At 66.6% G+C, this 22,007-nt stretch carries 17 protein-coding genes; 13 read left to right on the forward strand and 4 right to left on the reverse strand.

Features of this window, described 5'->3' with window-relative positions; genetic code table 11:
• Window positions 1–109: 109 nt before the first annotated feature.
• Together HMPREF3174_RS08635 and HMPREF3174_RS08640 are read left to right on the forward strand one after the other, a co-directional pair.
• On the forward strand, window positions 110–2,017 hold the full coding sequence (locus HMPREF3174_RS08635) for a helicase HerA-like domain-containing protein (RefSeq protein WP_068538973.1): 1,908 nt from the start codon (window positions 110–112) through the stop codon (window positions 2,015–2,017).
• Window positions 2,018–2,306: 289 nt separating this feature from the next.
• Window positions 2,307–2,681, forward strand: coding sequence for a hypothetical protein (locus HMPREF3174_RS08640; protein WP_070448380.1), 375 nt, complete (start codon window positions 2,307–2,309; stop codon window positions 2,679–2,681).
• A 64-nt stretch (window positions 2,682–2,745) separates the two neighbouring features.
• On the opposite strand, the gene HMPREF3174_RS08645 is transcribed toward HMPREF3174_RS08640, so the two are convergent.
• Complete coding sequence (locus HMPREF3174_RS08645; protein WP_068538971.1) at window positions 2,746–3,705, reverse strand: aldose 1-epimerase; 960 nt, start codon at window positions 3,703–3,705, stop codon at window positions 2,746–2,748.
• Between the two features lie 87 nt (window positions 3,706–3,792).
• Window positions 3,793–6,660: a leucine--tRNA ligase gene (gene leuS / locus HMPREF3174_RS08650; RefSeq protein ID WP_068538970.1), complete on the reverse strand. Its 2,868-nt coding sequence runs from the start codon at window positions 6,658–6,660 to the stop codon at window positions 3,793–3,795.
• 102 nt (window positions 6,661–6,762) lie between these two features.
• On the opposite strand from leuS, the gene HMPREF3174_RS08655 reads away from it, so the two are divergent.
• Window positions 6,763–7,191, forward strand: a complete 429-nt coding sequence (locus HMPREF3174_RS08655) for an HIT family protein (RefSeq protein WP_062613785.1) — start codon at window positions 6,763–6,765, stop codon at window positions 7,189–7,191.
• 256 nt (window positions 7,192–7,447) lie between these two features.
• Window positions 7,448–9,106 carry an FG-GAP-like repeat-containing protein gene (locus HMPREF3174_RS08660; RefSeq protein ID WP_068538969.1) on the forward strand — a complete coding sequence of 553 codons (1,659 nt, stop codon included), beginning with the start codon at window positions 7,448–7,450 and terminating at the stop codon, window positions 9,104–9,106.
• A gap of 72 nt (window positions 9,107–9,178) precedes the next feature.
• On the opposite strand, the gene HMPREF3174_RS08665 is transcribed toward HMPREF3174_RS08660, so the two are convergent.
• Both HMPREF3174_RS08665 and HMPREF3174_RS08670 read right to left on the reverse strand, forming a co-directional pair.
• The gene (locus tag HMPREF3174_RS08665) at window positions 9,179–9,841 is read right to left on the reverse strand and encodes a vitamin K epoxide reductase family protein (RefSeq protein WP_062613783.1); all 663 of its coding nucleotides are present in this window, start codon (window positions 9,839–9,841) and stop codon (window positions 9,179–9,181) included.
• Window positions 9,834–10,652 (reverse strand): HAD-IIB family hydrolase, encoded by an 819-nt coding sequence (locus HMPREF3174_RS08670; RefSeq protein WP_083281068.1) that lies wholly within the window; start codon window positions 10,650–10,652, stop codon window positions 9,834–9,836. The genes HMPREF3174_RS08665 and HMPREF3174_RS08670 overlap by 8 nt, the downstream gene beginning before the upstream one ends.
• Before the next feature lie 53 nt (window positions 10,653–10,705).
• On the opposite strand from HMPREF3174_RS08670, the gene HMPREF3174_RS08675 reads away from it, so the two are divergent.
• The 9 genes from HMPREF3174_RS08675 (at window position 10,706) to HMPREF3174_RS08715 (ending at window position 22,001) form a co-directional block, all read left to right on the forward strand.
• A complete protein-coding gene (locus tag HMPREF3174_RS08675; protein ID WP_068538967.1) occupies window positions 10,706–12,007 on the forward strand; it encodes an AI-2E family transporter in 1,302 nt (433 codons plus the stop codon).
• A 40-nt stretch (window positions 12,008–12,047) separates the two neighbouring features.
• On the forward strand, window positions 12,048–12,755 hold the full coding sequence (locus HMPREF3174_RS08680) for a purine-nucleoside phosphorylase (protein WP_062613780.1): 708 nt from the start codon (window positions 12,048–12,050) through the stop codon (window positions 12,753–12,755).
• The gene (locus tag HMPREF3174_RS08685) at window positions 12,755–13,423 is read left to right on the forward strand and encodes a metal-dependent transcriptional regulator (RefSeq protein WP_070448382.1); all 669 of its coding nucleotides are present in this window, start codon (window positions 12,755–12,757) and stop codon (window positions 13,421–13,423) included. The genes HMPREF3174_RS08680 and HMPREF3174_RS08685 overlap by 1 nt, the downstream gene beginning before the upstream one ends.
• Window positions 13,424–13,656: 233 nt before the next feature.
• Entirely contained in the window at window positions 13,657–14,271 is a 615-nt protein-coding gene (locus tag HMPREF3174_RS08690) for a thymidine kinase (RefSeq protein ID WP_070448383.1), read from the forward strand.
• 232 nt (window positions 14,272–14,503) lie between these two features.
• Window positions 14,504–17,950: a choice-of-anchor M domain-containing protein gene (locus HMPREF3174_RS08695; protein ID WP_070448384.1), complete on the forward strand. Its 3,447-nt coding sequence runs from the start codon at window positions 14,504–14,506 to the stop codon at window positions 17,948–17,950.
• Complete coding sequence (locus tag HMPREF3174_RS08700; protein ID WP_070448385.1) at window positions 17,928–19,445, forward strand: anchored repeat ABC transporter, substrate-binding protein; 1,518 nt, start codon at window positions 17,928–17,930, stop codon at window positions 19,443–19,445. Before HMPREF3174_RS08695 ends, HMPREF3174_RS08700 begins: the two co-directional genes overlap by 23 nt.
• 2 nt (window positions 19,446–19,447) lie before the next feature.
• Window positions 19,448–20,446, forward strand: coding sequence for a choice-of-anchor M domain-containing protein (locus HMPREF3174_RS08705; protein ID WP_070448386.1), 999 nt, complete (start codon window positions 19,448–19,450; stop codon window positions 20,444–20,446).
• Window positions 20,443–21,162 carry an anchored repeat-type ABC transporter ATP-binding subunit gene (locus tag HMPREF3174_RS08710; protein WP_062613774.1) on the forward strand — a complete coding sequence of 240 codons (720 nt, stop codon included), beginning with the start codon at window positions 20,443–20,445 and terminating at the stop codon, window positions 21,160–21,162. The genes HMPREF3174_RS08705 and HMPREF3174_RS08710 overlap by 4 nt, the downstream gene beginning before the upstream one ends.
• Window positions 21,159–22,001: an anchored repeat-type ABC transporter permease subunit gene (locus tag HMPREF3174_RS08715; protein ID WP_070445614.1), complete on the forward strand. Its 843-nt coding sequence runs from the start codon at window positions 21,159–21,161 to the stop codon at window positions 21,999–22,001. Before HMPREF3174_RS08710 ends, HMPREF3174_RS08715 begins: the two co-directional genes overlap by 4 nt.
• Window positions 22,002–22,007: the final 6 nt, after the last annotated feature.

The raw sequence follows: 22,007 nt of genomic DNA on the forward strand, positions 1-22,007 counted from the left end.
TCCCCACGTGCCTTCGCGCCCGAGCCCCAAAAATGGGGTTGCCCTCCCGCGAGCGAGATTGTGGAAAATGACTCGCACCTCGGCCCCGGCCTGCCCGTAGACTGGTCCCATGAACGATGAGATCCTCCGTTTGCAAGCTGAAGCGCTCGAGGCCGAAGCTCAGGCCGCCGCGGCAAAGGCGGCCGCCGCCAAGGCCCGCCTCGAAGCCGCCCTCGCGGCCCAGGAGTCTGGCTCCCCGGAGCCGCAGCCCAACGAGGACACATCTCCCGAACCCGCGCCAGCAGCAGCGCCAGCGAAGTCGGCCGTGCCCGCAACAGAGCAGCACGCCGAACCGGCCGCCTCCCCCGCACCAGACCCCGCACCCGTGCCCTCACCCGCAGCCTCGGACTACGAGCAAACCGTCCGCGCCGGCTACACCTTTGACGGCCCGACACTCACGGTCGGCACCTACATGGAAGACGGCGTTCCCCGCCCGGCCACACAGGTGCGCCTGCCGCTTGGCATGCTCAACCGCCACGGGCTCATCGCGGGCGCCACCGGCACCGGCAAGACCCGCACGCTCCAGCTTTTCGCCGAGGGCCTGTCGGCCAGCGGCGTGCCGTGTTTCGTCACGGACATCAAGGGCGACCTCACGGGCTTGCTCGAGCCCGGCCCGGCATCGGACAAACTCGCCGCTCGCGCGGCTGAGCAGGGGCAGGATTGGGCGGCGTCGTCGTTTCCCACGGAACTGTATGCGCTGGGAGGCGAGGGCAACGGCACCCCGATTCGCACCACGATCTCCGACTTCGGCCCGATCCTGCTCGCCAAGGTGCTCGGCCTCAACGAGACGCAGGAATCGGCGCTGTCCCTCATCTTCCATTGGGCCGACACGAATCAGCTGGCCCTCATCGACATCACCGACCTACGGGCCGTCTTCTCCTACCTCACATCCGATTCGGGCAAGGACGAGCTGAAGGCGATCGGCGGGGTCGCGCCGGCCACCGCGGGCGTCATCTTGCGCAACGTCGCCGAGCTCGAGGCCCAGGGCGGCGCGCTGTTCTTCGGCGAGCCCGCGTTCAGCGTGGCTGAGTTCATCCGGACCGACGACGGCCGAGGCGTCATTTCCGCCCTCGAGCTCCCGGACATCCAGTCCCGGCCCGCGCTGTTTTCCACCTTCCTCATGTGGCTGCTGGCCGAGCTCTTCCAAGAACTGCCCGAGGTAGGCGATCCGGACAAGCCCAAGCTCGTGTTCTTCTTCGACGAGGCCCACCTCCTGTTCGACGGCGCCTCGAAGGAGTTCCTGCGCCAGGTGGTGCAGACCGTGCGGCTCATTCGCTCGAAGGGCGTGGGCATCGTCTTCATTACCCAGACCCCGACGGACATCCCGGCCGACGTGCTCGCCCAGCTCGGCTCCAAGGTCCAGCACGCCCTTCGCGCCCACACCCCCGCCGAGGCGAAGAAGCTCCGCGAGACGGTGGCGACCTTCCCCACCTCACCCCTCGACCTCGAGCAGATCCTGCCCAGCCTGGGCACGGGCGAGGCGATCGTGACGATCCTCGACAAGAAGGGCCGCCCCAGCCCCGTGGCCCCAGTGCGGATCTGGGCGCCGGCCGCCGTCATGGGCCCGGCCAGCGCGCAGGCGATCGACGCCGCCCTGCGCAACTCCCCCACCCTCGCCCGGTACAAGGACCCCATCGACCCCGAGTCAGCCTTCGAGCTGCTCGAGCAGCGGATGGCCGCGGAGGCGGCGGCCCGCGAGGAGGCCCAGCGCCTGGCCGAGGCAGCCAAGGAGGCCGCCAAACTCGAGGCGGAGCGCAAGAAGGAACTCGACCGCCAGGCCCGCGAGCTGGAGAAACAGATCGAGCGCGAGCGCCGCGAGGCGGAGAAGGAAGCCGAGCGTCGGCGTCGTGCCGCCGAGGCCGAGGCGGAGCGCCAACGCAAACGCCGCGAGGCCACGGTCGATCAGATGGTGCGCACGGCTGGCCGCACGCTCACGCGCGAGATCACGCGAGCAATCTTCGGAACCCGCCGCCGCTAGGCCGGGCCACGCGAAACGGGTGGGACCTGATGAGAGTCGAGGGTGCCAGAGCAAGCCAAAGTCAATGGCCATTGACTTGTTATAGTCTACCGGTCTAGACTAATGTGACGAAGCGAAGAATCCTCATCAAAACGCTAGAAAGGATCGCACGCGAAAGAGGCGAAATACTCATTCTGACTGAAGGTGGTAATCACACGAAAGCCACCATTGGCCAATGGAGCGAGCCGATCCCCAGACACCGAGAAGTCAGCAAACGCCTCGCCAAAGCAATCATTAGGAGGGCAAGTCAATGATCGATATCCTCATCTCCGCCGTCCGCGACGGTAAGTGGTGGGTGGCAGAATTCGAGGTTGAAGGTCACCCGTACGGGACACAGGCGCGCCGCCTCGATCAGCTCGAGGGCATGGTCAGGGACGCCGCGAGCCTCATGACCGGCAAGCCGGCCGCCGAGTTCAACGTCGACATCAACGCTCAGGGCATTCCCGGAGAGGTCGTTGAAAACTACCGCAAGGCCGCCCAGGAAGCGAGTGCCGCCGAAGCCCGCCTGTCTGCGGCATCGCGCCAGGCTGTTAGCACACTGACGGACGCTGGCCTGTCCATGCGCGATGTCGGCGCGCTGATGGGCCTGTCCACGCAGCGCGTCTCACAGCTGGCCAAGGCCTAGAAACCCGGTCCCCACCCTTCGCCAACAGTAAGTGCCATAGCGCAACCCGGGCGCGGCGCCGGCTCTAGCGGCGGAAGGTCAGCGTGGCTGTCATCTGGCGCGACTGGCCGGGCTCCACGCGAACCGAGCCGACGGCGTCGGGACGATTGAACGAGTCGGCAACGGCGGACATGGGCGCGAGTGCGATGGCTGTGCGGGGGTCGCGCTCGAGGCGGTCGCCGGTGTCGATGTGGACGACCGCGGCCTCGCCGGGCTCCTGCGTGAGAACTACGGAGGCGTTGGTGGACGGGGTGACGACGCGTGTGGCGACCACCCCGTAGTTGTCGGGCACGAGCCCGCGGTAGTAGTCGTTGAGGGACGCCGACCCCAAATAGTCGATGACCACGGGCGTGTTGACACCGCCGTAGGCGGACTCCCCCGGCAACGGGACGCCACGGCGGTCGGTGAGGATCTTCGTGCGCGCAGGGATGGACAGGCCGAGGTTCGACACGGTCTCCATGCCCGGCAGCATGAAGTAGGGGTGCCAGCCCACGGCGATCGGCGCGGGCTCATCAGAGAGATTTTTCGCCTCGAGGGTGATGGAGAGGTGCTCCTCGCCGTCGGCGCCCGAATCGAGGGAGAAGTGCACGGACACCTGGCACGTCCACGGGTAGGAATCGCAGGGCTTGATCACGGTCTCCATCGACAGGGTGGTGCCGGCGGAGACCACGTGGAAATCCTGTAGGTAGGCGAGTGAGTAGGCGCGCACGGCGTCGTCCACCTGGATGTCACGCCCGTCGAAGGTGTAGGTGGCGTCCGCGATCGGGCCGGACCACGGGGCAAGGATCATCGAGCGCGCACCCGCGCCGGCCTCGAGTTCCTCTTTCGATTGATGGCCTGCCAACACCTCCACGCCGGGCTCCGGCTGCCAGGACAGCAGGGTGGCGCCGCGTTCGGACACGATGGCACGCGCGCCCGTCGGCGAGGCGATCTCCCAGGCGGCATGCCCAAACTTGTCGACCTTTGAGATGTCAGTAGATGCCATCACACACCCTTTCCTTCGTCGTTCACTGTATCGGTTCTTGAGCTGGCGCGCCGAGCCGATATCACTGGCTGGAATTGTTACGAAAAACTACGGAACAATGTTGACCAGGTTCGGCTCGCGCACGATCACCTTGCGCGGCTCACCCTCCAGGAACTTGGCCACCTTCTCCGAGGCCAGCGCCATCGCCTGCAGGTCAGCCGCCGAGATGTCGGCCGGGACCTCCAGGCGGTCGCGGACCTTCCCGCGCACCTGCACAACCGCCGTGACCGTGTCCTCGGCCAGCAGCGATTCGTCCGCCACCTGCGGGAACGGCGCGAAGGCAAGCGACTGATCGTGCCCCAGCCGGCTCCACAGCTCCTCGGCCACGTGCGGCGCCACGGGCGCGACCATGAGCACGATCGCCTCCGCCACCGAGCGCGGCACCTCACGGCCGGTCAGGTGGTTGTTGAGCATGATGAGCTTGGCGATCGCGGTGTTGATCCGCATACCCTCGTAGTCCTCGCGCACGCCCACGATCGTCCGCGCCAGCAGCTTCGCCGTCTCCAGGTCCGCTTCCCCATCGACGACGACGAGCTCGCCCGTCTCCTCGTCCACAATGTTGCGCCACAGGCGCTGGAGGAATCGCTGGGAGCCGACAACCGCGCGGGTCTCCCACGGGCGGTCCACGTCGAGCGGGCCCATCGACATCTCGTACAGGCGGAACGTGTCCGCGCCGTACTGCTCAGCCATCTCGTCAGGGGTGACGATGTTCTTGAGCGACTTGCCCATCTTGCCGTACTCGCGGTTGACCTTCTCGCCCTGGTAGACATAGGTCACCTCGCCCGAGGCGTCGGCGGCGGCCACTTCCTCCACCTCGTCGGCCGGCACGTACTGCCCGCGCGAGTCGGTGTAGGCGTAGGCCTGCACGTAGCCCTGGTTGAACAGCTTGTAGAATGGCTCAAAGGAGGACAGGTGTCCGAGGTCGAACAGGACCTTGTGCCAGAAGCGGGCGTAGAGCAGGTGGAGTACCGCGTGCTCCACGCCGCCCACGTACAGGTCCGCGCCGCCCGCGACCTTGCCCTCGCGTGGGCCCATCCAGTACTCCTCCACCGCCGGGGCCACGAAACGTTCGGCGTTGTGCGGGTCAAGGTAGCGTAGCTCGTACCAGCACGAACCTGCCCAGTTCGGCATCGTGTTCGTGTCGCGCGTGTACATCTGCGGGCCATCCCCCAGGTCGAGCTCCACGTTCACCCAGTCCTGCAGGCGCCCGAGCGGCGGCTCAGGGTTAGACGAGGCGTCGTCGGGATCGAAGGAGCGCGGCGAGTAGTCCGGGGTGTCCGGCAGGTCCACCGGCAGCATCGACTCAGGCAGGGCGTGAGCGTTGCCATCGGCGTCGTAGACCACCGGGAAGGGCTCGCCCCAGTAGCGCTGGCGGGAGAAAAGCCAGTCGCGCAGGCGATAGGTCACCGTGGCCTTGCCCAGGCCCTTGGCGGCCAGCCAGTCGCTCATCGCGGCCACCGCTTCGGCCTTGTACATGCCGTTGAGCGAGATCTCTTCATTCGCCGAGTCAATGATCTCGCCGTCTTCCTCCCACGCGCTCTCCCACTCGAAGCCGTCGGCGGGCTTCATCGTGGGTACGATGTCGAGGTCGTAGGCCTTCGCGAAGTCGAAGTCGCGCTGGTCGTGGGCCGGCACGGCCATGATCGCGCCGGTGCCGTACCCCATCATGACGTAGTCCGCAGTGAACACCGGGATTTGCTTGCCGTTGACCGGGTTCGTCGCGTAAATGCCGGTGAAGACGCCGGTCTTTTCCCGCGCGTCGTCGGCCCGGTCCATGTCGGACTTCATCGACGCCTGGCGCTGGTAGTCCATGACCGCGCCCATCGGCGTGCCAGCCCCGCCGGTCCACGCCTCCTTCGTGCCCTCCGGCCATTCGGTGGGCACGCCCGAGCCGCCCAGCATCGGGTGCTCCGGGGAGACCACCATGAACGTGGCGCCGAACAGCGTGTCGGGGCGCGTGGTGAAGACTTCGAGCGTGACGTCGCCCTCGGCCGTATGCGCCGCGAACGTCACCTTCGCGCCGTGCGACTTGCCGATCCAGTTGCGCTGCATGAGGCGCACCTTCTCCGGCCAGTCCACGTAGTCGAGGTCCTGGGCGAGGCGGTCGGCGTAGTCGGTGATGCGCATCATCCACTGGCGCAGCTCGCGCTTGAACACGGGGAAGTTGCCGCGCTCGGAGCGGCCCTCGGCCGTGACCTCCTCATTCGCCAGCACGGTGCCCAAGCCCGGGCACCAGTTGACGGGCGCGTAGTCGATGTAGGCAAGGCGCCGGGCATCCACTGCACGACGCCGTTCGGCCGCGTCCAGCTCGGCCCACGGGCGTCCGTCCGGGGTTGCGACCTTGCCCCGCTCGTATTCTTCGACGAGCTCTGAGATAGGGCGGGCGCGGCCCACCGTGCCCGCGACGCGGCCGGGGGCTTCGGTGTCGTACCAGGAGTTGTAAATCTGGAGGAAGATCCACTGGGTCCAGCCCACGAAATCCGTGTCGGTGGTAGCGACCGAGCGGCGCGCCTCGTGCGACATGCCAAGGCGGCGCAGCTGGCGGCGCATGTTGGCGATGTTTTGCTCGGTGGTCACGCGCGGGTGCTGGCCGGTCTGCACGGCGTACTGTTCGGCGGGCAGGCCGAAGGCGTCATATCCCATCGTGTACAGCACGTTCTTGCCCTGCATGCGGGCGAAGCGCGCGAGCGTGTCGGTGGCGATGTAGCCCAGCGGGTGGCCCACGTGCAGGCCCTTGCCCGACGGGTAGGGGAACATGTCGAGCAGGTAGAAGGGCTCCTTGAGCTCCGCGCGACCGTCCGCGAGCGCGCCAGCCGGGTTGGGGGCGTTGAACGTCTCCTCGCGCTCCCAGCGATCCTGCCACTTCTTCTCGATCTCGCCGGCAAGCTCGGCGGTGTACCGATACGGGGTGCTCATGAGTCTCCTTTACTTAAGATCGCGGCTATTCTAGCTCAGGTGCCTGGCCCGGCCCGCCGGCGGCCACTGTGAGAGACATGACGCACGCCGTAGAATATAGCCATGAGCACCATCTTTTCCAAGATCATCGCCGGGGAGATCCCCGGCCAGTTCGTCTGGGCCGACGACGTGTGCGTCGTCATGGCCACCATTGAGCCGGTTCGCCCCGGCCACGTCATGGTCGTCCCCCGCGCCGAGGTGGCGAAGTTTAATGAGGTGGACGCCGGCGACTTCGGCCACATGATGCGCGTGGCGCAGATCGTGGCGAGCGCCCAGGAGAAGGCGTTTGGCGTGCCGCGGGCCGTGGTGGCGATCCTCGGTTTCGAGGTGCCGCACACGCACGTGCACGTGATCCCCGCCGAGTCGGAGGAGGCGGCGCGCTTTTCCGACGCCGTGGCCGCACCTGCCGAGGAGATCGCCGCAGCAATGGACAAGCTGCGCGCCGCGCTGATCGAGACCGGGTACGCCGATCAGGTGGCAGCCGCCCGGTAGTGCCTGTGCCGCCGTCACTTTGGGGTTGTTAAGGGAATAGACTCTCCTTGCACTCACACCCGAGGAGAGTATTATGCGATCACTATTTTCGCGTCTTGCGACCGTCGCATTGACGGCGGTTCTCATGGTGGTTGCCGTGGCACCCACCGAGGCGAGCACGATCCGTTCCGGCTACCGGGACACGCTTCTTGCCCGCCATACGAACAATGATCTTTATGCCTACGGGGGGGGGAGCGCTAGCTATCTCTCTCCGGGCATGAAGATTGGCCACGGCTGGGGCGGTTTTGATTACGGCATCCAAATTGCCTCGCTCGACGGCGCCGATTATGGCGACGTCATCGTCCGCTCCCCCGACGGCCTGCTGCGCATCTACCACTCGGATGGCACCTCGCTGACCGGCGGGTACCAGATCGGGTACGGGTGGCACGTCATGGCCGATATCGTCCCGGCCGATGACTGGGACGGGGACGGCCACCCGGATCTCCTCGCCCGCCACAGGGACGGCCGCCTGCTCCTCTACCCCACGCTGAGCGCGGGCGAGTGGGACCGGGTTCGCGAGATCGGATGGGGCTGGGACGACATCGACATGATGGTGGTGCCCGGCGACATCGATGGTGACGGGGTGGCCGACCTCGTCGCCCGCCACAAGCCCACGGGCCGCCTGCTCCTCTACCCGGGCGACGGCAGCGGTGAATTTGGCGCGATGCGCCAAATCGGCCACGGCTGGGAGTCCTTTACCAACATCACCTCGATTGGCGACATCGATGGCGACGGCCGCCCCGACATCATCGGCCAGCGCGCGGACGGCAAGCTCTTCCGCTACACGAGCCTGGGCAACGGCTGGTGGTCCAAGGCCGTGCAGATCGGCCACGGCTGGCAGGACATGACCCTGCCGGGCAAGTGGAAAGCCACCACGGTTGCGGGCCCACCGGCGCCGAAGCCGCAGCTGCTGCGCCAGCCCTTCGTCTACGGCACGCTCCGCACGGGCGACATCGGCTACCACATGGTTCAGGGCCGCGTGATCTCGGAGCGCAAGGATACCGTGCCGCGTTACGCCCTGTGGGTCACCCACAAGGGCACGTGGCCGTGGGCGATCCCCAGCGCCACGAGCCGCCCGATCGTTGGCCAGATCATGGAGTTCCCGGCCTCGACACTGGCCGCGAACCTCACGCGCCTGGACGTCTACGAGGGCTACTACCCGAACCGTAACATCAACACCTTGCGCTACTTCCGCAACGCGGCCACGACGACGTCGGGCAAGCCGGTCTGGATCTACGAGACCTCCCCGCGCCAGGCGCAGTGGGTGGTGCGAAATGGCTACCGGGTGTCGAATGGTGACTGGTTCAACCAGATCCGCGCGACCTCGCTACGTAGTGCGTCGGGCGGGCTGTGGGTCTCGCCTGATGCCGAGGCGTACGTGCAGGTTGACAAGGCCACCGAGATCACGACCTGCACCTCCGAGCTCGGGAGCCTGGATGGCCAGTTCCTCCACCTCGATCTGACGGCTACCGCCCCGGCCTCGACCGAGCAGGGCTACATCTCCGTCCCGGCGGAGTCCTTCGTAGCCGTGGATTCGGACGGCAACCCGTTTGCACCGTTCGACGAGTCGGCGCGGTACTGCTCCGCCATGAATGACCAGCTCATCGCGTTCGTCGACGACGGCGTCACGGCTTCCGGCACGCTCACTCTTTCCGGTGACATTGCCGAGCTGTACTGGGTCAACGACGACGGCGAGGCGGTCCTCATCTGGTCGAAGAACCCGGCGCAGCTCAGCCAGCCAAGCACGGAGCCGACAAAGGATCCTACCGCTGAGGTGACCGAGCCGGCCGAGGGGGCGGACCAGTCCGCGACAGAACCGGCCGCCGAGCAGACCGGTGAGCAGACCGGAGCGGCGGAGTCGGACAACAACGACTAGTCGGAACGCCGCCTGCCTAACAGTGAGGGCCTCCGGGGATTCCCGGAGGCCCTCACCATTGGCGGAGGTTGATTAGAAGACGAGCGCCCAGGAGTCCCAGAACCAGATGACGGTGAACAGGACGAGGACGAGGTAGACCACTGCCACGGTGATCCAGCGGTTGCGCACTAGGGCCGAGCCGAAGCCCTCGGCACCCTCCCCAAGGTGTCCGGCTTGGGCCACGCGGGCCAGCAGCACGATGAAGAGCGGGATGGTCACGATCCACACGACCAGGCAGAACGGGCACAGTGACCTGTTGACCACGTAGGATTCGTAGGCGAACCAGACCACCCACACGATGCCCATGCCGGCGCCGGCGAGCGCGGCGTTCCACAGCCAACGGTGGAGGGTGCCGCCGAAGGCGAGCACGAGCCCGAGGGCCACGATTCCGGCGAAAAACATCATGCCGAACAGGGCGTTGGGCACACCGAACAGGAGGTGACCCTGCCAGGCGGTGAAGTACTTCGAGCAGCCGATCAGCGGGTTGACGTCACAGATGAGGCTGGCGTTCGGGTTTTTGTAGTAGGTGAACTCGGACAGGACGAGCATGAGTGAGGCGAACAGGCCGATCGCCCCAGTGATGATCATGGTCAGCGAGGTTTCGAGCGAGGCGCCGCCGGCGCGCTCGTGCTCGCTGGCCTTGGCCTCAAACTTGGCGATTCGACGATCCATTTCCTCGATGTCGAGTTCACTCATGATGTTCCTTCGCGTTTGCGACGTACGATTCAACAAAGTGGGCCGTGTCGGACCAGTCGGAAACGGCGTGGGTGTCGATCCCGAGTCGGGTGACGGGGTAGTCGTTGCCGCCCTCGTCGAGGCGGTCGCCCACAAACAGCATGTTCGCGATCGGTATGCCCGTGACCTTCTCCAGTTCGGCGATTCCGTAGGCCTTGTCCACGCCCTTGCGGGTGATGTCCACCGACGTCGATCCGCCCGATCGCACTTCGAGGTGCGGTAGGCGCGGGGCGACGGCGGCGCGCAGGGCCTCCTTCTTCTTCCCCGTGGGGTCCCAGGCCTTCTTCGCCTCGAGGGGCGCCTGCTGGCCGAGCGCGGAGAACGTGATTTGCGATCCGCGGTCTTCGAGGATATCTCCCCACACCTCGGTCTCCCACAGCCCGAGACGCTTGGCCTCTTCCTCCACGACTGCCATCGCCTCGGCCCTCTCCTCGGCGCTCAGGTCACGCACGTAGACGGGCCGCCAGTCGGCGTCGTCGTAACGCATGTAGCGCGTGCCGCACGTGGGCATGAGGTGGAGGCGGGCGAGCTGGGCGTCGGTGGCGTCGAGGTTGGCAAGCAGCTGGCCGCGGAACTGGTCAAACGTGCCGCCGGAGATGACACACACGTCGTGAAGATCGAGCAGGTCGCGAAGCGCGGCGGCCATCCGAGGTGACAGGGGTGATTTCGACGGTGCGAGCGTGTCATCGAGATCGAAGGCGAGCAGTGCGTACAAGGTTCCTCCTGAGCAGTTCGGCGTCCATTCTCTCACGCCACACGGAATAAAACACATTTCAACTATTTCACGTTGGAAAAAATGCAGCCTCACCCGATAATGTGGCACCTATGGAAGATTTTCAGCCACAACACGCACCGGACTTCGAACCTGACGAGGTGACGGTCAAGGCACACGAATACCGCTCCCCCGTCCCATCCGCCCTTGAAACCGCCGCCGGATGGGCGTGGCGCATCATCGTTCTCGCCATCCTGCTGATCGGCGTGGGCTGGGTCACCTTCAAGCTCTCCCTCCTCTTCATCGCGCTCATGGTGGCGCTCCTCATCGCCGTCGTGCTCGAACCTGCCAGCGCTTACCTACGCAAGCGCTGGAACTGGCCGCCGGCCGCCGCGGCCGCAGCCGGAGTGCTCGGGTTGGTCGTCATCATCCTCGGTCTGCTTGTGGGGGCGGGCACCGGAATCGTGGCGGGCATGTCCGACCTGGCCGACCAGGTTATCGCCGGCGTGTCCACGATCGTCGACCTTCTGACTGACAAGTTCCCCACCCTCCAGCAAACACTGAACGAGAGCTGGTCGAAGGCGCAAAGCGCCCTACAGAACAACGCCGCCACCCTGCTGGGCGGCGTGGCCTCCATCGGATCGAGCGTCACGGGCTTCCTCACCGGCATGATCCTGTCCCTGTTCTCCCTATTCTTCTTCCTCAAGGACGGCCGGCGCCTGTGGCACTGGATCGTGCGCGCCACACCGCGCTCGCAGCACGACCGGGTCAACGAGGCCGGCATCCGCGCCTGGGTGACGATCGGGAACTACACCCGCACGCAGGCGATCGTCGCCGCTGTCGACGCCGTCGGCATCGGTATCGTCGCGATGCTCCTGAAGACCCCGATCTCGCTCGCCTTCCCCATCGCGGTGGTCGTCTTCCTCTTCTCCTTCATCCCGATCGTCGGCGCCTTCCTCTCCGGCTTCCTTGCCGTGGTGATCGTGCTGGTCAACACCCAGTCGGTGGGCTTCGCGCTGCTCATGCTGGCCGGTGTCATCCTCGTCCAGCAGATTGAAGGCAACGTCCTCCAGCCCGTCCTCCAGGGCAACGCGCTCAACATGCACGCCCTGGCTGTGGTGCTCATCGTGGCAGGCGGATCGGCGCTCGCGGGCATCATCGGAGCTCTGTTCGCCGTGCCGCTTGCCGCCGCGATCAACACCGCGATCCTCTACCTGCGCGGGCATGACACCTACCCCTACCTCAACCGGATGCAGGACCGCCCGGGCGGCCCGCCGCGCGCGTTCGAGGAGGTCTCGGCCGAGCACTGGGAGCGCTTTGACGAGAAGGTGGCCCAGCACCTCACGCCGAAGGAGCGCAAGGCGAACGCCAAGCAGGCCCGCGCGGAGCGGCGAGCCGCCCGGCGCTCGCGTTAGACTAGATCAGTAAACTTTCCGCCTTACGTTAAGGAAGAACATGGCAACGCCACACATCAACGCAGAAAAGGGAGACATCGCTCCCGCCGTCCTCATGCCGGGTGACCCGAAGCGCGCCGAGCGCATGGCCCAGATGCTCATGCCGGACGCCAAGGTCGTGTCGGACGTGCGCGGCATTAAGGCCTTCACGGGCACGGTGGATGGCAAGCCACTGTCGATCATGGCATCGGGCATGGGCCAGCCGTCGCTGGGCATTTACGCCTCGGAGCTTTTCTCCATGTTTGACGTGCAGCGCATCATCCGCGTGGGCACGGCCGGCGGCCTGTCGAAGGACGTGAAGGTGGGTGACGTAGTGATTGCCAGCGGCGCGCACTACGAAGGCGTGATCAACACCTACCTCATTCCGCAGACCCACTTCTCGGCTATCGCCTCCTTCAACCTGGTCAGGGCCGCGGCGGACGCGGCTGGGGATGACCCGGACGTCGTCGTGGCACCCGTGATCTCGCGTGACCGTTTCTACAACGTGCCCGAAGAGGTCAACGAGGCCGCCGCGAAGGTGGGCACCGCCGGAGCCGAGATGGAGGCAGGCGCACTCTACGGCCTGGCGTCCCTGTACGGCAAGGAGGCCCTTGCCGTGCTGACCATCTCGGATCACATGACCGTACCGAGCGAGGACATGACGCCGGAGGAGCGCGAGACTAAGTTCGTCAAGGCGCTCGAGCTCGCGGTGGCGGCAGCCCTTTCCTAATGAACACGCTCTCCCCCTCGACCGAGGATTACCTCAAGACGATCTGGTCCATCTGCGAATGGTCCGGCGATGAGGTAGTCCCGATCGAGCTTGCGCGCCGCATGGGGCTGAGCCCCTCCACTGTGACCGAAGCCGTGAAGAAGCTCAGCTCCCAAAACCTGGTCAGCCATCGGCGCTACGGCCCGATCCGCCTCACCGAGGAGGGCTTGCGCGAGGCACTGCGGGTAGTGCGCAAGCACCGGCTCATCGAAACCTACTTGCACACCCACCTGGGTTATGCCTGGCAGGAGCTGCATGACGAGGCCGAGGTGCTCGAGCACGCCGTGTCCGCGCGTTTCATCGACGCGATTGACGACCTGCTCGGCCACCCGCTGCGCGACCCGCACGGCGACCCGATCCCCCAGCCCGACGGCTCGATGCCAGCCATGGACGTCTTCCACTTGCACGAGGCAGCAGAGGGCGCGCCCGTGGTGATCGAGCAGGTGGACGACGACGACGCCGACGTGCTCATTTACCTGGGCGACCTGGGGGTGCGGCCCGGCAAGAACGCCACGGTGACCTCACAGAGCGCGGTGCTGGGCCTGACCACGATCGAGATCGACGGCCAGTCCATTGCACTGCCCAACCCCGCCGCCCGGCGGGTGCGCGTGACAATCCCAGAGCGCTAACTCATCGGGCGGGCGCGCACTGCGCGCCCGCCACGTGAGCGCCGCCCACGCAGGGTACACATCCACGTCAAAGGGCATATCCTGCCCGCGGGTGAGGATCCATGTGAGCCGCAGCCGGCCCGTGTATTGGCGTTCTTCCATCTCCATATCTCCACTCTCCCATGCCCCTCCGACAATTCTTTCCCGCCGATGCCCTATGCTGGTACAGCTGGACACTTTCGAAGGGATGAGCAGTGGCAAAACTGTATTTTCGTTACGGCACGATGAACTCGGGTAAGACCGCCGGCCTGCTCATGGCGGCCCACAACTTCGAAGAATCCCACCAGCAGATCCTCATCCTTAAGCCCGCCCTGGATTCGAAGGCCGGCGCCGCGCTCTACACGCGCATGGGGATCGAGCGGCTCGTGGATCACCTCGTGGCCGAGGACGACGACCTGTTCGAGCTTGCGAGTAACTGGCTCGCCTCCATCGAAGGCAAGACGGTGGGCGGGATCCTCGTGGACGAGGCGCAGTTCCTCACCACCGCACAGGTGGACCAGCTGCTCATGGCGGCCCTCACCCTCAACATCCCGGTGCTGTGCTACGGGTTACGTACCGACTTCCTCACCAAGGTCTTCCCCGGCTCGGCCCGCCTGCTGGAGACTGCCCACACCCTCGAGGAACTGAAGACGATGTGTGGGGCGGGGTGCCGGCGCAAGGCGAACTTTAACGCCCGCAAGGTCAACGGCCAGTTCATGCTCCACGGCGAACAGATCGAGATCGATAACCGCTCCGAGGTGGAGTACATGGCCCTGTGCGGGCAGTGCTTCCTCAAGCTGGTGGGCCCGATCGACGGCCACCGCGAGTAGCCCTGCAAGCAAGTACCGCAAGTAATCACCGACTTCCACCCTCAGATGCATCCGAGCGCAGACGCATCTGGATTCTGCGCCCGAAGACTCCGCTTTTAGCAACAAGACAGCCCAGGGTTCTGATCGATCCACACGTGCGCGTTACGCCACACCCCACCACCTTCATATCGATATCGATTCCCGTTACACTTGTAGGTGATAAAGATTCTCAATTGAAAGTAGGTGATCCTTCTTGTCGCGTCTGAGTTGGGCGAAGCGGCTCGCCGCCCTCACTACCTTCGCACTCGCCGTCTCCTTCTTGGCACCGGCGGCGGCCGCGCCCACGGAGGGCAAGGCAATTTTCGATCAGGGCCACACCGATTCCCCGAAGGTGTTCTGGGAGAATGACGCCCTGACGATCAAGGCTTCCGGCCAGCAGGTCACGCCGCTGGAGAAGGGCCTGCACTGGCTGCACCAGGGCTACGATTCCAGCGGCAAGCAGTACTTCTATTACACCGCTGGCGAGCATCCCCAGTATCGCTTCCTGGGAGAGGCGGGCGACCTGTTCTACTGGGGCTCCCCCATCAATGCCACGGGCGGCGCTAAGAACCTGTGGATCGGCTACGGTTCGGACGCCGGCATCCCGGTGGAGAAGTTCCGCGACCAGATGTTCCAGCTGGAGCTCGTGGACTTCACCGGCCCGGGCCAGATGGAGATGTTCCGCTACACGAATGATGATTATCCGCAGGAGCGCTTCCTCTCCAGCCACCAGAACGACTACCGTTTCCTCCAGCTCGGCGCCGGTGCTCACACGCACCTCAACACCACGTTCTCCAAGCCGGGCACGTACCACCTCACCTACCGCACCACGTACCGCGATGCCACGACCGGCCAGTTCGTGACCTCCGCTCCGCAGGATATGGAGTGGCAGGTTGGCGGTAGCAATCCGCGTCAGGCCAAGCTGGGCAACGTGATCGACGCTTACAACGCCTCCCAGGAGACGGGCTCATCGCAGTCCTTCAAGCCCACGCTCACGCTTGCGCCTTCGGGCACCGAGCCGATGACGTCGATCACCTTCGACACGGGCGATCCGGCCGCCACGGGCCGCGTGGCCTTCTACATCGACGGTTACTACCTGGCCGAGCAGCCTCTGACCGGCGGTTCCGCTACGTGGAGCGAGATGATCGGCTCCCAGACCTCAAGCTTCCAGGCCGTTTACGTTCCCGACGCCGGCTCGCCCGCCCCGCGCTGGATGACCGCCCCGGTCTCTTACAAGCTCGGCGATAAGGCGACGACGACGTCGGAGCCCGGCCAGTTCCCGGCCCCCACGAACACCAACATCCCGGCGAAGAACCTGAGCCCGGCGGCGATCACCTCCACCAAGGTGACGATGTCGAGCAAGCTCGAGGGCGATAACTACGTCATCACCGCCATGCCCGAGGATCCGAACGTGGAATTCGGCGTGGTTGGCGGCTTCGGCGAGGACGTGTCGAGCACCGCCGAAGAGTGCCCGATCAACTTCACCTCCACCCGCTCCTCGCGCTCGATGACGATTTCGAAGAGCTTTGTGGACGACTGGTGTGACACCACCCAGGCCCACTGGGATCTCACCCCGGCCACGCAGTACCCGGCGGCCCGCACCACGCTGGACGCCGAGGGCGCGGAGTTCACCGCGACTGCGAACTTCGCCGCTGCACCCGATAGCGATGCGCCCGCACCCTCGGAGCCGGAGACTCCGGCGCCGGAGAACCCGGACAACCCCACCGACCAGCCGACCGGCGATGCCGGTGGAAACGGTGAAGCTGGCGATAACGGCAAGCCTGGCGAGGCCGAGGACAACGCCAGCGCCGAGACCGAAGGCGCCATCAAGACCGAGGCCGTGACGATCACGGAGGGCCACATCGACTACGGCCCCACGCTCACGCCGGACGGCTCGCTGCGAATCATCGTCGGCGACGATTCACGCACTATCGAACCGCGTAGCGTGGTTCGCGATCCCGACGCCGTCACTCTCAAGGCCAAGGTGCGAAAGCAGGTGCGCTCCAAGCGCGTCTTTGGCGATGAGTCCTACAACTTCTTGGGCGATTACGGCACGCCGCTGTACGTGCTGCCGCAGTCGCAGGTGAGGGGCTTGGTATGGCCGGGCTTCTCTACCGAGCGCCTGCCCACGGAGACCTTCCCCAATGGCACGACGATGACCTTTACGCCGATCTCGGTACCCTCGGGAGGCGCACAGGCGACTCCCGAGGTTGCTGGACGCGCGATGCCGATGATGGCGTCGATGGCTCGTTCGGCGTCGGCGGACGAGGGCGCGAAGGCCTGGGCCTTCACGCAGGGCCTCGCGGGCCTGCAGGATCTGCTGGTCGACTCCTCGAAGACTACCACGGTGACCAACACCCTTCCGGCGCACATCCACGCCAACTGGGTCTTCACCCACCCGGGCACGTACGAGTTCGCGATGCAGGTCTCTGCCACGGATAAGGACGGCACGTCGATAACGTCGGACATCGGCAAGATCCGGATCGTCGTGGAGGACAAGTCCGCGCCCGACGCCGGTGACACCGACAACACGGACACGGGCAACGGCAACGACGAAGCCGGCAACGGCTCCGGTAACGACAACACGGGCAACGGCAACACGGATGGCTCGAATAAGGGCGACGCCGACAACGGCGGCAAGCCCGGCGGCAAGACCCCGGACAAGCCGGCCGGCGCCCCCGGCACCACCGGAACACCCGGCGCCACCGGAACGCCTGGCGCTACCGGCACCCCGGGCGCGGCGGGCACCGGCCCGGCGGGCACGATCACGGGCGGCGGCGCCGCTGTGGAGCAGTGCATCCCCACCCCGATCGAGACCGAAGTTTCGGGCCCGGCGGCGAAGGCATCGGGCGGTTCTTACACCGTGCCGGCCAACACCCACTCGCACCCGAACTGGGTGTTCACCAAACCGGGCACTTACAAGGCGACGATCACGCAGACCGCCAAGCTCAAGAGCGGTAAGCGCGTCCAGGCCACGGGCACCCTCACGTTCAATGTGGGAGGTTCGGGCAACGCGGATTCGGGCCACTTCGACATCGGCTCGGTCCTCGAGGGCGACAAACTCATGTTCAAGGTGAAGGATGACCGCACCCAGCCGGCCAAGTGGGTCGATCCGGGCTCGCTCGTCTTCGGCCTGAGCGACGCTTCGAAGGCCACCGCACCCGCAGGCCTGGAGTTCATCGCCCCGAAGGGCTCGCAGATTTGGATGATCTCCTCCGCCGCTGTTCCGGGCGTGCCGTGGGTGGGCGCGAATACGCAGCACCCGTCGATCGTCTCGGGTACCACCGGTGAGGTCACGTGGTCGCTGTCCAGCGTGACCGGCCCGGGCCAGCTCGCGGTGTTCTCCTCGGGCAACCTCGGCCAGGTGGTTGGCGAGCGCTGGTTCGGCGGCGCGGCCAGCGATAACGGCCTGCCGGCGGGCGTGGAGAAGAAGGGCGATAAGTACATCAAGACCGAGTGGGTGGGCAAGACGGCGTCGGGCGCCGACTGCCAGCTCTCGGCCGAGCAGATCGTCCAGCTCCAAGCGGAGGGCAAGAACGTGGCGGCCGGCCAGACCACCGCGCTCACTCACGCCGGTGCAACCGTGTCCACGCTTGCGGCCCTCACGATTGCACTCATGGGCATCGGCGGTGCGCTGATTGTTCGCAGGCGCTTCGCATAACCGGGGCGGGCTCGCCCGCTCCCTAGCACTCCTGGCCAGCCTCGCGCTGGCCGGGTGCGCCGCACCTACGGAGGACTCGGCCGGGGTGGTCGCCACCACCCCGGTCGTGGCCGACTTGGTGCGGAACGTGGCGGGCGACGCGATCGACGTCGTCTCCCTCGTTCCGCCCTCCTCCGACCCCCACACGTACGAGCCGCCCTTGTCGATGCTGCGCCACGTGACGCGCGCGAAGACGGCGTTCTCTAACGGGCTGCTCCTGGAAAACGAGTCGATCCGTGCGATGGTCGATTCGAACCTTCCCGCGGGCAGCCCGAACGTGGCGCTTGGGGACGAGTCGGTGGCAGTGGGCGGCTACCACATCCCGCTCGTCGAAGACCAGGCGCTGGACACGATCTGGTTGGGCCTGCGCGTGGCCGGCCGCTACTCCGACCCCGGAACGGTGACCTTCCGCGCCACCGCGCTCGAGGGCCCGGGCAACATCTCGGCCTTCACCACGGGCGTGTTCGGCCAGCCCTCGATCTGGCTCGACTCCTCGAACGGCCTGGACGGCGACCAGCTGGCCCTCCCCGCCGGCTCGCACACGCACATGTCGTGGGGGTTCACCGCCCCCGGCCGCTACCGCCTCACCATCGAGGCGATTCCCGACGCCGACATGCGCGGCTCCTCCCCCGCCGAGGCGACGATCGAGTTCGCCGTTGGCACCGATCCGGGGCCGAATGCTCTGGATTCGGGGCACGTGGACCTCTTCGCTCAGGCCGACCTCACGCTGCGCGGGGAGGACAAGGGCCGCAGCTTCGAGCGCAAGCCGGCCGACGTCGTCGTCGCGGTCCCGCACGCCACCCGCACGCAGGTGCCGGCGGACCCGCAGTGGCGTTTTCTCGGCAAGCCCGGGGAGGACGCGTGGGTGCTGGCGCAGGCCGTGATCGGCAGGCACGTGCACGGGGAAATTGACCCGCACATGTGGCTGGATGTTGCCAACGCGATCGCCTACGTGGAGGTGATCCGCGACCAGCTCTCGGCGATCGAGCCCGAGCACGCGGACGTCTTTGAGGCCAACGCCTCGGCATATATCGCCAGGCTCGAGCGGCTCGATGCGTGGGCCGCGAACGTGCTCGCCACGATCCCGCCCGCTAACCGCCGCCTGGTGACGGCCCACGACGCCTACGGGTACCTGGCCAACGCCTACGGGCTTGCGATCACGGGGTTTGCGTCGGCGAACCCGTCGCTTGAGCCGTCGGCCGGGGCGCTCGCCACGCTCACCGCCACGCTGCGCGACCTGCACGTACCGGCGGTTTTTACGGAGGCCTCCACGAAGTCGGGGGCGGGCGAGTTGACGTCGATCGCGGACGGCCTGGGGATTAGCGTGTGCTCCCTGTCCTCCGACTCGCTCACCCCGGACGCCCCCACCTACATTGACCTGGTGGTTCACAACATCACCGCATTAAAATCGTGCCTGGATCCGAGCTCGTATCCAGCATGGAGGTTTGAAGGATAGACATGAAACGACTCTCCGCGCTCACCGCGCTCGCCCTCGCCGCCACGGCCCTCACCGTGCCCGCGGCCGCCACCACCGACTCCACGGCCGTGGACCCCGCGCTCACGCAGCGCGTGAACGCCGACGAGGCGGTAGCCCCTGCCGGCGAGCAGACGGTGATCGACGCCGGGCACGTGGACATGGGCCCGCGCATCATCGACGGCCAGTGGCAGGTCCTCGCCCGCGACGACACCGCCGCCACCCCCACATGGCGCCAGACCAACGACGTCGTCTACCGCGTCTCCGACGACGCCCGGCTCGACGTGCCCGAGGGCTACGACTTCGTGGGCGGCACGCAGGCGTGGGTGATCCCCCAGCAGGAGATCTCGGGCGTGCCGTGGCTGGGCTGGAACACGCAGGACCCGGCAGTGATTGACCAGGTCAACGGCACGGTCAACATCGTCTTCGAGGGCCACGAGGGCCCGGGCACCTTCACCGCGTTCGTCCAGGCCGGCAACTTCCAAGGCCCCGACCTGCTGTGGGATTCGGCGAAGGCCGAGTCCCAGCCGATCTCGGTGGAGCTTAACACGCACACGCACGTCAACTGGGCCTTCACCGAGCCGGGCGTGCACCGCATCCGCCTATCCTTCACCGCCACTCTCAACGACGGCACGACGGCCGGCGGCACAGCTTACATCAACGTGGCAGTCGGCTCTGAGACGAGCGTCGACGACGTGTGGGCGGCCATCGCCGCCGTACAGCCGGACTCCACGACGCCCGACGGCTCGGCTGACGCCTCGGAACAGACGGGCGAGGGCCAGTCTGGCGCGGGCCAGAGCAGCAATGGTTCGGAGCAGGCTGACGACGCCAGCCCCGACGCCACCGCGCGCGACCAGCGCGACTCGAGCACCGGCGTCGTCGTCCTTGGCATGGCGGGCCTGGCCCTGCTCGTCGTGGCCGTCTTCGTGGTGCTACGCAAGCGCACGAGCTCCGCGCAGGCCCGCGCCCTGGAGGACAAGTGAGCGTCCTTGCCCTTCGCGACGTGGACGTGTGCCTGAGCGGGCGCACGATCCTCGAAAGTGTCTCGCTCACGGTGGAGCCGGGCGAGATCATGGGTCTGCTCGGGCCGAACGGCGCGGGCAAGACCACGCTCATGCGCGCGATCATGGGGCTCATCCCCACTGCGCGCGGCACGATCGAGCGCTCGGGTGCGCCGGGCTACGTTCCCCAGCGCCACGACATCGCCTGGAACTACCCCATCTCCGTGCAAGAAACGGTCATGACCTCCCTGCAGGCGCGCATGCGCCCGTGGCAGTGGGCGAAGGCTGAACACTGGCGGTCCGTCTACGACGCCCTGGAGATGGTGGGGATGATCGACCTGCGCGAGCGCACGCTCGACGAGCTCTCGGGCGGGCAGAAGCAGCGGGTGCTCATCGCCCGCGCGCTCGCCCCTGGGCCCCAGGTGTTGTTGCTGGACGAGCCGTTCACCGGCCTCGACCACCCCACCCAGGACTCGCTCACCGATCTCTTCACCTCCCTGTCCGAGGCCGGGGTGGCGATCCTCATGTCCACCCACGACCTCACGCAGGCCGTGGGCATGGCCGACCGACTGGCCCTGCTCGCCGGCACGATCCGCGCCGTCGACGCCCCGGACAACCTGCGCGACCCCCACATCTGGATGGACACCTTCGCCGTCCGCCCCGACTCCGCCCTGCTTCGTACCATTGGACTGACATGAGCCTGCTCGACTTCCTCGCCGACCTCGCCAACCCCCAGCTTGCCTTCCTTCAGCGGGCCATGGTGGTGGCAATCCTGTCGGCTATCATCTGTGGCGCCGTGGGCGTTCACACCGTCCTTCGCGGCATGAGCTTCATCGGTGACGCGCTCGCCCATGCCGTCTTCCCCGGCATCGCCGTGGCCTTCGCCGTGGGCGGCTCGGTACTGCTGGGCGGGGCGGTGGCCGGCGTCGTCGTCACCCTCCTCATCGCCGTGTTCACGCAGAACCGGAAGGTGGGCGAGGACTCGGTGATCGGCATCTTCTTCGCCGCCGCCTTCGCGCTCGGCCTGGTCATCATGGCGCGCATCTCCACCTACACCGGCTCGCTCGAATCGATCCTGTTCGGATCGCTCACGGGCGTCCAGCCCGGCGACCTCACCTCCATCGCCATCGGCGCCGCCGCGATCCTCACCGCCCTGGCGCTCGCCCACAAGAAACTGGTGATCGTCTCCCTCGACCGCGCCTACGCCTCCTCGCTCGGTATCCGCGCCGGGCTCGTAGACGTGGTTCTCTACCTCACCATCGCCGCCGCGGTGGTGATGAGCGTGCAGATCGTGGGCAACATCCTAGTGCTCGCCCTGCTCATCACGCCGGCCGCCACCGCCCGGCTCCTGACCGATCGCTTGGTGCCCATGATGCTGATCGCGCCCGCCATTGGCTCGGCGGGCGCGTTTTTCGGCATTTGGGCGTCCTGGGTGTGGGACCTGCCCACGGGCGCGGCGATTGTCCTCATTTTGACGGCCGCGTTCGCGCTCGTGTGGGCGGTCCGGGCGCTACCCGCACACCGGCTTAGGCGTTAAGCTCGG

This window comes from Trueperella sp. HMSC08H06, from assembly GCF_001808465.1.
Classification (GTDB): Bacteria; Actinomycetota; Actinomycetes; order Actinomycetales; family Actinomycetaceae; genus Trueperella; species Trueperella bernardiae.